Below are 12,952 nucleotides of genomic sequence, written 5' to 3'. Positions count from 1 at the left end.
ATTTTTGGCACGCTGTTGAGTTCTCAAGGAACGGACGCTTCCTTCGTACTCACCCTCTCGGGCTTTCCTCCGGGCGCTTCCCTTCGGTGTTTCCAACCTTACCAGATTCTTTTTCCGTTCCGTTTCCGGTTCGGATTTCGTTTCCGGTGGCCGTTGGAGAGCCTTTTGCCTTTCGGCGTGTTCACTACGTTAGACCATTTCCCGGGCGACTCATAATCGAGCCGATCGAGTACTGAATTTCGGCATGCCGAAATCGCACCCGGTTGGGGTTGTCGTAGGTAGTGGATGGCCGCCTCGGGGGCTGTAGAACAGCAGTCCCTGTTCAAGCGGCTCGGGCTACGTTAGGCGTCTGACTAGGCAGAGTCAAGTTGACCTACGGCGTGGCGAGTGAGCCCGATATGGACTCACCGTGGGATCGTCCGTGATCCAGTAGCGCCAGGGGTGGTCGGCTCCGTCTCCGCCCACTCCCGTACGGGGTCCATTTCGTACCTGGTCAGGAGTGGGAGGCGTACCGGCGAGGATGCGCAGCGGGGCGTCGGGGCCGGCGCAGACGTCGGCGCCGTCGAGGGTGCGGTCGATGTCGAGGGCCGTGGCGAGGCGGGCCGGACCTTTGGCCAGTTCCTTGTCACTCCGGGCTGAAATCCTACGTTTGAAGGCGAGCTCCTTGCCCACGCGGATCTCACCCGCGCGCAGCAGGACACCGCTGGCCATGCCTTCGGGGCCGCACACCAGATTGAGGCAGTGCCACATGCCGTAGGTGAAGTAGACGTACGCATGACCGGGCGGGCCGAACATCACTCCGTTGCGGGCGGTTCGGCCACGGAAGGCGTGCGAGCCCGGGTCGGCCTCCCCCGCGTAGGCCTCTACTTCGGTCAGCCGGAGTTCGATGGGGCCGTCGTCCGCCAGACGTACCAGCGTGCGACCGAGGAGGTCGGGGGCGACGTCGAGGACCGGGCGGTCGAAGAAGTCCCGGGGCAGCGGCGTACGGTCGGGGCTCTCCATCATGGCGTCCGAGGGTAGCGGGGAACCGACTACCGTCGTCGCGCGTATGTAGGGGTCAGAACCGATAAGGAGTGAACATGGGCTTCAAGCGACTGCTCGCGAGCATGGGCGCCGGCGGTGCCTCCGTCGAGACCGAACTGACCGAGGCGAACGTCGTTCCGGGCGGGGTCGTCCAGGGCGAGGTGCGCATCCAGGGTGGCTCGGTGAATCAGCAGATCGAGGGGCTGTCCGTCGGTCTGCAGGCACGTGTCGAGGTGGAGGGCGGCGACCAGGAGGTCAAGCAGGACATCGAGTTCACCAAGCAGCGTCTCGGGGGTGCCTTCGAGGTGCAGGCCGGGGCGGTGCACGTGGTGCCGTTCGGGCTGGAGATCCCGTGGGAGACGCCGGTCACGGCGATCGCCGGGCAGCAGCTGCGGGGCATGAACATCGGTGTGACGACCGAGCTGGAGATCGCGCGCGCCGTGGACTCGGGTGACCTGGACCCGATCAATGTGCACCCGCTGCCGGCTCAGCAGGCGATCCTCGACGCGTTCATCCAGCTGGGCTTCCGCTTCAAGAGCGCGGACATGGAGCGCGGTCACATCCGCGGGACGCGGCAGCAGCTGCCGTTCTACCAGGAGATCGAGTTCTTCCCGCCGCAGCAGTACCGCGGGCTGAACCAGGTGGAGCTGTCGTTCGTCGCCGACGACCGGGAGATGGACGTCGTGCTGGAGATGGACAAGAAGCCCGGTCTGTTCAGCGAGGGCAGCGACTCGTACCGTGCGTTCAAGGTCGATCTGCACAACTTCCAGGGGACGGACTACGCCGCGTACCTCAACCAGTGGCTCGCGGATGTCGGCGGCCGCCGTAACTGGCTCTAGGGCTCTAGGCTCGGTGCCCGTAGGCGCGCAAGCGCAGGACTGCCGATTTCGGAGGTTCAGACGTGACCGAGGCGAAGAGGGCTCCGCTGCCTCATGACTTCCATCCGCCGGTGCCGTCGTTCACGGTGGTGAGCGACGACATCGAGCCCGGAGCTTTCCTGAAGGACGCCCAGGTCTACTCGGCGGGCAACACCTCGCCGTCGCTGCGGTGGGAGGGCTTCCCGGCGGAGACGAAGAGCTTCGCGGTGACGTGCTTCGACCCGGACGCGCCGACGGGCAGCGGTTTCTGGCACTGGGTGCTGTTCGACATCCCGGCCTCGGTGACCGAGCTGTCGGCGGGTGCGGGCAGCGGCAAGTTCGAGGGGCTGCCGGAAGGCGCCGTGCATGTCCGCAACGACTACGGGTCGAAGGACTTCGGCGGTGCCGCACCGCCGCCCGGTGACGGACCGCACCGCTATGTGTTCACCGTGTACGCGGTGGACAGCGAGAAGCTGGGTCCCGGCGACGATGTGTCGCCTGCGGTCGTGGGCTTCAATCTGCGGTTCCATGCGCTCGCGCGTGCCCAGCTGATCGGCGAGTACGAGAACCGCGGGTAGCTTTCCCAGGGTTCGTTTGTTGTTTGCCCGCTCCTGGTCTTGGAGAGATCAGGAGCGGGCATCTTTCGTTGTGCGCGGATATTGCGTTGTCCATCGCGGCGTGCCCGGCCAGAGTTGATCCAAGCCCAGAGCCCGCCACAAGGGCTGGGCCGGCACACGGGAGGTGGGCACAATGCGGGACACGCTGGTACTGAATGCGAGCTTCGAGCCGCTGTCGACGGTGACGCTCAACCGTGCGGTGGTGCTGGTGCTGCAGGACAAGGCCGTCGTCGAGCAGGCTCACCCCGGTCTCCGCGTGCGCGCGGCCGCTGTCGAGCTTCCGGTGCCCCGGGTGATCAGGCTCTGCAGATACGTACGGGTGCCGTTTCGAAGACAGGCGCCGTGGTCGAGACGGGGTGTGCTGGTGCGTGACCAGCACCAGTGCGCCTACTGCGGGAGGCGTGCGACGACCGTGGACCATGTGGTTCCGCGGTCGCAGGGTGGTGCGGACAGCTGGCTGAACACGGTGGCGTCCTGCGCCGAGGACAATCACCGCAAGGCGGACCGTACGCCGGAGCAGGCGGGGATGCCGCTGCTGCACGAGCCGTTCGTGCCGACTCCGGCGGACGCAATGCTGCTGGCGCTGCGGGTGGGTGAGCGGTCGGCACTGCCCGAGTGGCTGGCGAAGCACACGCCGCAGCCCGTCGCCCGGTCCGCGGCGTAGGAGCGGCGTAGGAGCGGAGGCCTACGCGGCGCGTATGTACATGGACATGTAGGCACGTAGGGCATGCGGAAGCCCGTCTCCTGGCGGAGGCGGGCTTCCGTGTGTGTCAGCTGTGTCAGCGCAGGACGAGCTGGACGAGGGCGACGGTGCCGACGGCGACGACAACGGTCCGCAGCACCACGGGTGAGAGCTTGCGGCCGACCTTGGCGCCGATCTGGCCGCCGATGGCGGAGCCGACCGCGATCAGCAGGACAGCGGTCCAGTCGAAGTCGGCGACGAAGAGGAAGAAGAGCGCGGCGACGCCGTTGACGATCGCGGCGAGGACGTTCTTGACGGCGTTGAGGCGCTGCAGACTGTCCTGGATCAGCATGCCCATGAGGGAGAGGTAGATGATCCCCTGCGCGGCTGTGAAGTAGCCGCCGTAGACGCTGGCGAGCATGATGGCGGCGAAGAGGAGCATTCCGCCGTCGGGGTGGGGGGCTTCGGAGCCGTTGCGCTCCCGTCGGCGCTGGACGGCCCGGGTGATCCGGGGCTGCAGGATCACGAGCACGAGGGCGAGCGCGACCAGGACGGGGACGACGGTCTCGAAGGCTGTCGAGGGCAGCAGGAGCAGCAGCATCGCGCCGCTGAGGCCGCCGATGAGCGCCGCGAGGCCGAGGCGCAGGACGCGGCTGCGCTGGCCGGTGAGTTCGGCGCGGTAGCCGATGGCTCCGCTGATCGATCCGGGTATCAGGCCGAGGCCGTTGGAGACCGTCGCGGTGACCGGGGGCATGCCGGTGGCCAGCAGGACGGGGAAGGTGATGAGCGTTCCCGATCCGACGATGGTGTTGATGGTGCCGGCGGCCGTGCCGGCAGCGAAGACTGCGAGTGCTTCCCAGATGGACAAGGCCATCTCCTCACATGATCGAGTGTCGCCTCCCCGCCATGAAGGTCGAGGGGCCGCACCGATCATGCACGACTGTGTGTACGTATCAGTCGATGGGGGGCTGCTCGCGTCGCTCCGTACCGCCGCCCTGCTGCGGGATGTTGCCGCCGCTGTTGCCGGACAGCGGGCCGCCGAAGCTGCCGATGGCTCCCGAGAGGCCCTTGAGCGCGTCGCCGATCTCGCTGGGCACGATCCAGAGCTTGTTGGCGTCGCCCTCGGCGATCTTCGGGAGCATCTGGAGGTACTGGTACGAGAGCAGCTTCTGGTCGGGGTCGCCGGCGTGGATGGACTCGAAGACCGTACGGATGGCCTGGGCCTCGCCCTCGGCGCGCAGGGCGGCGGCCCTGGCCTCGCCTTCGGCGCGCAGGATCGCGGACTGCTTCTCACCCTCGGCGGTCAGGATCTGCGACTGGCGGATGCCTTCGGCGGTGAGGATCGCGGCGCGCTTGTCCCGGTCGGCGCGCATCTGCTTCTCCATCGAGTCCTGGATGGAGGTGGGCGGCTCGATCGCCTTGAGCTCGACGCGGTTGACGCGGATGCCCCATTTTCCGGTGGCCTCGTCGAGGACGCCGCGCAGGGCCGCGTTGATCTCCTCGCGGGAGGTGAGGGTGCGCTCCAGGTCCATGCCTCCGATGATGTTGCGGAGGGTGGTGACGGTGAGCTGCTCGATCGCCTGGATGTAGCTGGCGACTTCGTAGGTGGCGGCGCGGGCGTCGGTCACCTGGTAGTAGATGACGGTGTCGATGTTGACGACGAGGTTGTCCTGGGTGATCACCGGCTGGGGCGGGAACGGCACGACCTGTTCACGCAGGTCGATCCGGTTGCGGATCGAGTCGATGAACGGGACCACGATGTTCAGCCCCGCGTTGAGAGTGCGGGTGTAGCGGCCGAAGCGCTCGACGATGGCGGCACTGGCCTGCGGGATGACCTGGATCGTCTTGATCAGGGCGATGAATACCAGCACCACCAGGATGACCAGAACGATAATGATCGACGGCATCGTGCTTCCCGTGCCCTTCGCTGCCGGATGAATCTGATGATCGAGTTTCCCAGACCACGGCCGGTCGTGTGAGCGGTTCGGTCACATGACCAACCCCGATCGGCTGACGGGCGCGGTCACATGACTACGGCGGTCGCACCGTCGATCTCCACCACGTCGACCTGCTCGCCGGGTTCGAAGGCCCGTGTGGTGTCGAGTGCGCGGGCCGACCAGATCTCTCCGGCCAGCTTGATACGGCCGCCGCCGCTGTCGACCCGTTCCAGGACGACCGCTTGACGGCCTTTCAGCGCGTCGACGCCGGTGGCCAGTTGGGGGCGCTGTGAACTGTGGCGCAGGGCGATGGGCCGTACGACCGCGATGAGTGCGACCGACACCGCGGCGAAGACCACCACCTGCGCGACCACGCCGAAGCCGAGACCCGCTGTGACGGCTCCGGCGACCGCTCCCGCGGAGAGCATGCCGAATTCGGGCATGGCGGTGAGTACCAGAGGAATGCCCAGGCCCACTGCCGCGATCAGCCACCACACCCACGCGTCGATGTCCACAGGGGCATGGTAGGACCGCGAACGGTCCCGCGGACAGGGCGCGATCAGCCGCGGAGGGTGCAGGAGGCGGCGATGGGGACCGCGGTCAGGAGAGCGGGAGTCCCTGGGCCGTCCAGCGCTCGCCGTTGCGCTCGACGACAAGCGGCAGGCCGAAGCAGCGGGAGAGGTTGCGGGCGGTGAGCTCGGTCTCCATGGGGCCGGCGGCAAGCACCTTGCCCTGGCGGATCATGAGGACGTGGGTGAAGCCGGGTGCGATCTCCTCGACATGGTGGGTCACCATGATCATGGAGGGGGCGTACGGGTCACGGGCGAGGCGGCCGAGGCGGCGCACCAGGTCCTCGCGGCCGCCGAGGTCGAGGCCGGCGGCGGGCTCGTCGAGGAGCAGCAGTTCGGGGTCGGTCATCATCGCGCGGGCGATGAGCGTGCGCTTGCGCTCGCCTTCGGAGAGAGTGCCGAACTTGCGGTCCAGGTACTCCGACATGCCGAGGCGGTCGAGGAAGGCGCGGGCGCGCTCCTCGTCGACGGCGTCGTAGTCCTCGTGCCAGGTGGCGGTCATGCCGTACGCGGCCGTGAGAACGGTCTGCAGGACCGTCTGGCGCTTGGGCAGCTTCTCGGCCATGGCGATGCCGGCCATACCGATGCGGGGGCGGAGGTCGAAGACGTCCACCTTGCCGAGCTGGTCACCGAGGACGCGGGCGGTGCCCTTGGTGGGGAAGAGGTAGCTGGAGGCGATGTTGAGGAGGGTGGTCTTGCCGGCGCCGTTGGGGCCGAGGATCACCCAGCGCTCGCCCTCCTTGACCGACCAGGAGACGTCGTCCACCAGAGCGCGTCCGTCGCGGACCACGGATACGTCCACCAGCTCCAGTACATCGCTCATGAGCGCGTTGTCTCCCCATGCAATCGTCGAGAGGTCTCGAGGGCCCTGTGCGCCTGTGAGCGCGGCTCCAAGGGAAAACCTACGCCACCGGTCGTGCGTGCCGGTCCCCCGGTCCGGTACCTAGGCTGGGTCCATGCTTTCGGAACCACGCTCAGGACGGCTGGCCGCATGGGGAAATGCCCTATTGGCCGGGTTTGTATCACCGGATGACGCGGTGCTGGCGATCGTCGGGGACGACGCCGTGCACCGTGTGGAGGGGTTGCCGGGTGAGGCGGGGCCGGTCGGGCTCACGCTGGCGCTGGGGCGGCTGCGCGGACTGGGGGTGCGGGGTTTCCGGGTCGCGCTGCCCGCCCCGGGCCATCCGCTGGGGCTCAGCGGTCCGCCGGCGTTCAACGCACGGGCGCTGGACGCGGAGGAGGCCGTCGTCTGCCACGGCGCCGCGTGGGGTCTGGTGCCGGAGGTGTACGAGGCGGGCCCGGACGGCGATGTGCATGTGGAGGTCGTCTGGCACTGCCTGCCGGTGCGGGAGGCTCCGCCTGCCGACGTGCCCTCGCTCGGGGAGGCCGAGCGGGAGCTCGCCGAGGGGCTGCGGGAGGCGACGGCGCTCCTGTCGAAGCTCGATGTGGCGGCGTCGGGTCCGGTCGCGGAGGCCGCGTTGGACGCATACCGGGCGCGGGCGGAGGCGAGTTCGGGCCAGGAGGTGCTCGCACCCGGATATCCGCCTCGCGCGGTACGGGTGCTGGAGCTTGCGCAGCGGATCGGGCTGCTGATCTCGCTGGCGTACGAGAACGGGCACGGCGGTGCGGTGAGCGCCTCGGAGATGGCGTCGCGGGGGGCGGCGCTGCGGCCTGTGGAGCGGGTGGCGCGGCGCGCTCAGGTGGCCGCGTACAACGCGTACGTGGAGGACCAGGAGCGCCGCAGGGAGGGCTGACGGGAGCGCTCGTGCCGGGTCCGTCGGGAGCGCCGCGGGGAGGGTCCGTCGGACAGGGCCCGGCGCAGCGCCCCCACGCGGTCGGCCGGTGGGTCGGCGGGTCGGTCGGCAGGTCGGCAGGTCGGCAGGTCGGCAGGTCGGCGGGGATGATGCGACCGGCCCCCGGGCGGAGCCTGGGGACCGGTGGTCACTGCGGTGCTGCGGAAGCCGACAGCGGGTGGTTCAGAAGTTGATGCCCTCGTTGCCGAAGGCCGGGTTGAGCGCCCCGATGACGTTGACGGTGTTGCCCACGACGTTGACCGGGACGTGGACCGGGGCCTGAATCAGGTTGCCGGAGCCGACACCCGGGGAGTTGACGGCGTAGCCGTCGGCGTGCGCGGAGGTGGCGGACGCGACACCGGCACCCGCGGCGATGAGGCCACCGGCGACCATGGAAACGGCAACGGCCTTCTTCAGGTTCTTCACTTCAGGATCCTCCTGGTCATCGCTGCGGCGGGATCGCCGCAGCACGCCATGGAGAACGCCGGCGGGCCGACCGGGATACGCCGTGTGGGCGACATACACACGACGGTATGAATCTCACACCGGAAGACGACGGTCCGGTTGGTCGTCAGGTTGACCTGCTGAAACGTTCTGATCAGCTGGTGAGTCCGTGCCGTACGGCCCAGAGCGCCGCCTGCGTACGGTCCGCCAGGTCGAGCTTCATCAGAATGTTCGACACATGGGTCTTCACCGTCTTCTCCGAGAGGACCAGGGCGCGGGCGATCTCCCGGTTGGAGCGGCCGTCGGCGATGAGGCCGAGCACCTCGCGCTCCCGCTCGGTGAGGGAAGTGCCCCTCCCCTGACCGGTGTTGGGGTCGTCCTGGGCGAGCAGCGCGCCCGCCACCTCGGGCTGGAGCAGTACATGGCCCGCGTGCACGGAGCGGATCGCGCCGGCGAGGGCTTCCGGGTCCACGTCCTTGTACACGTAACCGGACGCGCCCGCGCGCAGGGCCGGGACCACCGTGCGCTGCTCGGTGAAGCTGGTGACCACCAACACCTTGGCGGGGTTGTCGAGTTCGCGGAGCTTGCGCAGTGCCTCGATGCCGTCGGTGCCGGGCATCTTGACGTCCATGAGGATGACGTCGGGGCGGAGTTCCTCGGCGCGGGCGACGCCCTCGGCGCCGTCCCCGGCCTCCCCCACGACCGCTATGTCGTCCTGCACCTCCAGGAACGTGCGCAGTCCCCGGCGGACCACCTGGTGGTCGTCCACCAGCAGCACGCGGATCCTCGCCCTCGAACTGGGCGCAGCGTCAGCCACCGGGCACCTCCATCTCTATCGTGGTGCCCTTCCCGGGCGCCGATTCCACCGTGAGTGTGCCGCCGACGCCGCTTGCCCGGTCGCGCATCGAGACGAGCCCGAGGTGGCGGCCGGCCCTGCGGACCGTCGTGGGCTCGAAGCCCTTGCCGTCGTCGTTGACGCTGAGGACCACGCCTTGGCCGCGACGGGCCAGGGTGACGGCCACCAGCTCCGCGTCCGAGTGCCGCAGCGCGTTGTGCAGGGCTTCCTGGGCGACCCGCAGGAGAGCCTCCTCCTGGGCGGCGGGTATCGCACGCACCCCGCAGCTGTCGAAGGTGACCCGCGCGGTGTGGGCGCGGTCGAGGACCTGTATGTGCGTACGGAGTGTGTTGACCAGGCCGTCCTCGTCGAGGGCGGCGGGGCGCAGCTCGACCACCGCCGCCCGCAGCTCGTCGGCGGCCTCGGCGGCGAGGGTGGCGACCTGCTGCAGCTCACCCTTTGCGCGGACCGGGTCACGGTCCACGAGTGCGGCGGCGGCCTGGGCGGTCAGCCGGAGCGAGAACAGCTTCTGGCTGACGGCGTCGTGCAGCTCGTGGGCGAGCCGGGAGCGCTCCTCGGCGATGGTCAGCTCGCGGCTGCGCTCGTACAGCCGGGCGTTGGTGAGGGCGATCGCGGCGTGCTGGGCGAGTATCGACAGAAGCTGCTCGTCGTCCTCGGTGAAGCCGCATCCCCCGTCCGGCTTGGGGCACCTCTTGTTGGCGAGGAACAGCGCGCCGATCGTCTCCTCGCCGTCCTTGATGGGCAGTCCCAGGAAGTCGGACATGTCGGGGTGGGCGGAGGGCCAGCCCTCGAAGCGGGGGTCCTTCCGTACGTCCGCGAGGCGCTCGGGCTTCGCGTCCCTGAGCATCGAGGCGAGGATGCCGTGCTGGCGCGGCAGCGGGCCGATCGCCCGCCACTGCTCGTCGCTGACGCCGTCGACGACGAACTGGGCGAAGCCGCCGTGGTCGTCGGGCACGCCCAGCGCCGCGTACTCGGCGTCGAGCAGCTCGCGGGCCGAGGCGACGATCGTCTTGAGGACGTCGCGCATCTCGAGATGCCTGCTCATCGCGAGGAGAGCGGTGCTCACGGCGGCGAGGCCGGAACTCGGTCGATGGCTCATGGGATCACCGTACCGGCGGGTGTGACCGTGCGTATCGGCCTGTGGACGACGGCCGGTCAGGACTCGGGACGTAGGTCGAAGGGCCTTGGTGGGTCCGGGCCGGGGGACGAGGCGGCGGGCGACGGCCCGGATCCACTCTGAGGGCAACGGCAACAGAGGGGATGGATGTCATGCCTGTCGCGATCATCACGGGGGCTTCGAAGGGTCTCGGGCGTGCGCTGGGCGCCGCGCTCGCGCAGCGCGGCTGGGATCTGGTGCTGGACGCGAGGACGGCGGCCGTGCTGGAGGAGGCCGCGGTCGAGCTGAAGCGGTACGGGACGCGGGTGGTTGCGGTGCCCGGGGATGTCACGGACGCCCGGCACCGTACGGATCTGGTGTCGGCCGCCCGGGAGCTGGGCGGGCTGGATCTGCTGGTGAGCAATGCGAGCGCGCTGGGCGCGCAGCCGCTGGTGCGGCTGGAGGAGCTGCCGCTGGAGGGGTTGCGGGCGGCGCTGGAGACCAATGTGGTGGCGGCGCTGGGGCTGGTCCAGGAGGCGCTTGCGCTGCTGCGGGCCGGTGTGTCCGGGGCGGTGATCGCGGTCTCGTCGGACGCGGCGGCGGAGGCGTACGAGACATGGGGCGGGTACGGGGCGTCGAAGGCTGCGCTCGACCACCTCGCGGCAGTCCTCGCGGTGGAGGAACCACAGCTACGGGTCTGGACGGTCGACCCGGGCGATATGCAGACGGATCTGTACGCGGCGGCCGTCCCGGACGACGACGAGCCGAGGCCGGAGCCGGAGTCGGCGGTTCCGGGCTTCCTGCGACTGCTCGACGAGCGACCGGCCAGCGGGCGGTATGCGGCGCCCGCGCTGGTGGGGGCCCGATGAGCGTGCTGGAGGCGCTGCGGGTGCCGGAAGAGCTGTCGGCGCGGGTACCGGCGGAGGAGCGCGGGGCCGGGCGGGACGACGTACGGCTGATGGTGTCGCGCGGGACGGCGGTGTCGCACCACGCGTTCCGGGAGCTGCCGGGGCTGCTGCGGGCCGGTGATGTGCTGGTGGTGAATACGTCCACGACGCTGGCGGCCGCCGTGAACGGGCGGCTCGGCGCGGAGCGGCTGGTCGTGCACTTCTCGACGCGCGGGGACGACGGCCGGTGGGCGGTGGAGCTGCGCTCGCCGGACGGGGCGGGCAGCACGCTGCCGCGAGCCGGGGGCCCGGCGGGGGCGCAGATACGGCTGCCCGGGGGCGGGCTGCTCGTTCCGGAGGAGCCTCTGGTGCCCGGCGCCGCCCGGCTCTGGTGGGCCACGTCGTCCGTCGACGTACCGGCGCTGCTGAGGCGGTACGGCAGGCCCATCCGGTACCGCTACACCGAGCGGGACCAGCCGCTCTCCGCGTATCAGACGGTGTTCGCGCTGCCCGCGGCCGACGGGGCCGGCTCGGCGGAGATGCCGAGCGCGGGCCGCCCCTTCACCGAGCGGCTGGTCGCGGAGCTGGTGCGCCGGGGGGTTCAGTTCGCTCCGATCACGCTGCACACCGGCGTGGCGTCGGCGGAGGCGCACGAACCGCCGTACCCGGAGCGCTTCGCGGTGCCCGCGACCACGGCGTGGCTGGTGAACGCCGCCCGGGCGGGAAGCAATGGGCACGGAGTGCCTGCCGGGGAGGGTGGTGGCGGACGTAGGACGGGACGGATCGTCGCGGTCGGGACGACGGCGGTCCGGGCGCTGGAATCGGCCACCGGTCCGGACGGGGTCGTGCGGGCGGCATCCGGCTGGACCGATGTCGTCATCACTCCCGCGCGTGGGGTGCGGGCCGTGGACGGTCTGCTGACCGGTTTCCACGAGCCGGAGGCCTCGCACCTGCTGATGCTGGCGGCGATCGCCGGGCGGGAGGCTCTGGCGGGCGGCTATGCCGAGGCACTACGGCGTCTCTACCTCTGGCACGAGTTCGGCGACGTCCACCTCATCCTGCCTGACGAGTGCGGTCACTCACCGGGTTGCTGAAGCAACACATGGTGAGTCCGACGCACCCCTGATGTGAGCCCGCGCATAGGACCCACGTCACTTACGAAGCTCACTAGTGGATATATAAGGGACATGTGAGCAGCACAGGACGGGTGACTTGTCCGATTTTGGGGCATACGGCTCTACTACCCGAGGTCGTACGTCACATCTTTGCCACAAGAAATTGCGGCCGCTAAGAATTGCGTTCGTCGCCGCCGAGCAGGCGCTGCGCCTCCCGGCCAAAGCGACTCCCGCTATTCGAAGAGGTACGTCTCGCATGAACGCGTCCCGCACCCCCGGCTTCCGCCGTATGTCCAAGACCCACAAGTTCTCGATCGCCGGTGTCGCCGCTGTTGGCGCCTCCGCCCTCGCGTTCTCGCTCGTCCCGGGCAACGCTGTCGCCGGCACCGAGACGCAGTCCGCGCCCGCCTCCCAGGTCGCCTGGTCCACGAGCGTCGACACCGCGAAGGCCACCGCCCTGCAGGCGAGCATCGCCGAGCAGAACGCCTTCACCGCCGCCCAGGCCAAGGCCGCTGCCCAGGCCAAGGCCGCCGCGAAGGCCAAGGCCGAGGCCGCCGCCAAGGCGAAGGCCCAGACCGAGGCCGCCGCCAAGGCGAAGGCCCAGGCCGCCGCCCAGGCCAAGGCCGCCGCGAAGGCCGAGGCCGCTGCCAAGCAGCGCGCCGCGGAGCAGACTGCCAGCCGCGCCGCCGCCCGTAAGCCCGTCTACGCGAACAACCTGGACGGCTGGATCCGCGAGGCCCTGGACATCATGAAGAAGCACAACATCCCGGGCACCTACCACGGCATCCACAAGAACGTCATGCGTGAGTCCTCCGGTAACCCGCGTGCCATCAACAACTGGGACATCAACGCGATCAACGGTGTCCCGTCGAAGGGCCTGCTGCAGGTCATCAAGCCGACCTTCGACGCGTACCACATCCCCGGCACCTCCTGGGACCAGTACGACCCGGTCGCCAACATCGTCGCCGCCTGCAACTACGCGGCCGACCGTTACGGCTCGATGGACAACGTGAACAGCGCGTACTGACAGACCCCCATGCGCCGCAGGGCGGCACCCGGAGAGATCCGGGTGCCGC

15 protein-coding genes are annotated in these 12,952 nt (G+C 69.5%); 7 read left to right on the top strand and 8 right to left on the bottom strand.

From position 1 onward, the window contains the following. Nucleotides 1-363 precede the first annotated feature (363 nt). Nucleotides 364-1,005, bottom strand: coding sequence for a DNA-3-methyladenine glycosylase (locus AC0699_RS06500; protein ID WP_478656364.1), 642 nt, complete (start codon nt 1,003-1,005; stop codon nt 364-366). Nucleotides 1,006-1,079: 74 nt separating this feature from the next. On the opposite strand from AC0699_RS06500, the gene AC0699_RS06495 reads away from it, so the two are divergent. The 3 genes from AC0699_RS06495 (at nt 1,080) to AC0699_RS06485 (ending at nt 3,161) form a co-directional block, all read left to right on the top strand. Beyond that, nucleotides 1,080-1,862 (top strand): sporulation protein, encoded by a 783-nt coding sequence (locus tag AC0699_RS06495; protein WP_478656362.1) that lies wholly within the window; start codon nt 1,080-1,082, stop codon nt 1,860-1,862. A 62-nt stretch (nt 1,863-1,924) separates the two neighbouring features. After that, entirely contained in the window at nt 1,925-2,458 is a 534-nt protein-coding gene (locus AC0699_RS06490) for a YbhB/YbcL family Raf kinase inhibitor-like protein (RefSeq protein WP_478656359.1), read from the top strand. 172 nt (nt 2,459-2,630) lie between these two features. Then, on the top strand, nt 2,631-3,161 hold the full coding sequence (locus AC0699_RS06485; RefSeq protein ID WP_478656357.1) for an HNH endonuclease: 531 nt from the start codon (nt 2,631-2,633) through the stop codon (nt 3,159-3,161). A 115-nt stretch (nt 3,162-3,276) separates the two neighbouring features. Here the strand turns inward: AC0699_RS06485 and AC0699_RS06480 are convergent, their stop codons facing one another. The 4 genes from AC0699_RS06480 to AC0699_RS06465 all read right to left on the bottom strand — a co-directional run bounded on the left by AC0699_RS06480 (nt 3,277) and on the right by AC0699_RS06465 (nt 6,508). After that, on the bottom strand, nt 3,277-4,053 hold the full coding sequence (locus tag AC0699_RS06480; RefSeq protein ID WP_478656355.1) for a sulfite exporter TauE/SafE family protein: 777 nt from the start codon (nt 4,051-4,053) through the stop codon (nt 3,277-3,279). A gap of 79 nt (nt 4,054-4,132) precedes the next feature. After that, complete coding sequence (locus AC0699_RS06475) at nt 4,133-5,086, bottom strand: SPFH domain-containing protein (protein WP_469770121.1); 954 nt, start codon at nt 5,084-5,086, stop codon at nt 4,133-4,135. Nucleotides 5,087-5,202: 116 nt separating this feature from the next. Further along, nucleotides 5,203-5,631, bottom strand: coding sequence for an NfeD family protein (locus AC0699_RS06470; protein ID WP_478656352.1), 429 nt, complete (start codon nt 5,629-5,631; stop codon nt 5,203-5,205). A gap of 85 nt (nt 5,632-5,716) precedes the next feature. Continuing rightward, nucleotides 5,717-6,508, bottom strand: coding sequence for an ABC transporter ATP-binding protein (locus AC0699_RS06465; RefSeq protein WP_478656350.1), 792 nt, complete (start codon nt 6,506-6,508; stop codon nt 5,717-5,719). 133 nt (nt 6,509-6,641) lie between these two features. Here AC0699_RS06465 and AC0699_RS06460 point away from each other — a divergent pair, with 133 nt between their 5' ends. Continuing rightward, entirely contained in the window at nt 6,642-7,439 is a 798-nt protein-coding gene (locus AC0699_RS06460; RefSeq protein WP_478656348.1) for a hypothetical protein, read from the top strand. 222 nt (nt 7,440-7,661) lie between these two features. On the opposite strand, the gene AC0699_RS06455 is transcribed toward AC0699_RS06460, so the two are convergent. The 3 genes from AC0699_RS06455 to AC0699_RS06445 all read right to left on the bottom strand — a co-directional run bounded on the left by AC0699_RS06455 (nt 7,662) and on the right by AC0699_RS06445 (nt 9,877). Next, nucleotides 7,662-7,904 (bottom strand): chaplin, encoded by a 243-nt coding sequence (locus tag AC0699_RS06455; RefSeq protein ID WP_478656345.1) that lies wholly within the window; start codon nt 7,902-7,904, stop codon nt 7,662-7,664. Nucleotides 7,905-8,076: 172 nt separating this feature from the next. After that, nucleotides 8,077-8,739 (bottom strand): response regulator, encoded by a 663-nt coding sequence (locus AC0699_RS06450; protein ID WP_478656342.1) that lies wholly within the window; start codon nt 8,737-8,739, stop codon nt 8,077-8,079. Continuing rightward, the gene (locus AC0699_RS06445) at nt 8,732-9,877 is read right to left on the bottom strand and encodes a GAF domain-containing sensor histidine kinase (protein WP_478656340.1); all 1,146 of its coding nucleotides are present in this window, start codon (nt 9,875-9,877) and stop codon (nt 8,732-8,734) included. The genes AC0699_RS06450 and AC0699_RS06445 overlap by 8 nt, the downstream gene beginning before the upstream one ends. Before the next feature lie 170 nt (nt 9,878-10,047). Between AC0699_RS06445 and AC0699_RS06440 the strand changes: the two genes are divergently transcribed. From AC0699_RS06440 to AC0699_RS06430, 3 genes are all read left to right on the top strand, one after another. Then, nucleotides 10,048-10,743: an SDR family NAD(P)-dependent oxidoreductase gene (locus tag AC0699_RS06440; RefSeq protein ID WP_478656338.1), complete on the top strand. Its 696-nt coding sequence runs from the start codon at nt 10,048-10,050 to the stop codon at nt 10,741-10,743. Next, nucleotides 10,740-11,855: an S-adenosylmethionine:tRNA ribosyltransferase-isomerase gene (locus AC0699_RS06435; RefSeq protein WP_478656336.1), complete on the top strand. Its 1,116-nt coding sequence runs from the start codon at nt 10,740-10,742 to the stop codon at nt 11,853-11,855. Before AC0699_RS06440 ends, AC0699_RS06435 begins: the two co-directional genes overlap by 4 nt. Before the next feature lie 277 nt (nt 11,856-12,132). Further along, nucleotides 12,133-12,903: a transglycosylase SLT domain-containing protein gene (locus AC0699_RS06430; RefSeq protein WP_478656334.1), complete on the top strand. Its 771-nt coding sequence runs from the start codon at nt 12,133-12,135 to the stop codon at nt 12,901-12,903. The last annotated feature ends 49 nt before the right edge of the window (nt 12,904-12,952 follow it).

The organism is Streptomyces sp. NPDC043870 (genome assembly GCF_056435785.1).
This window is presented reverse-complemented; position numbering and strand designations above follow the sequence as displayed.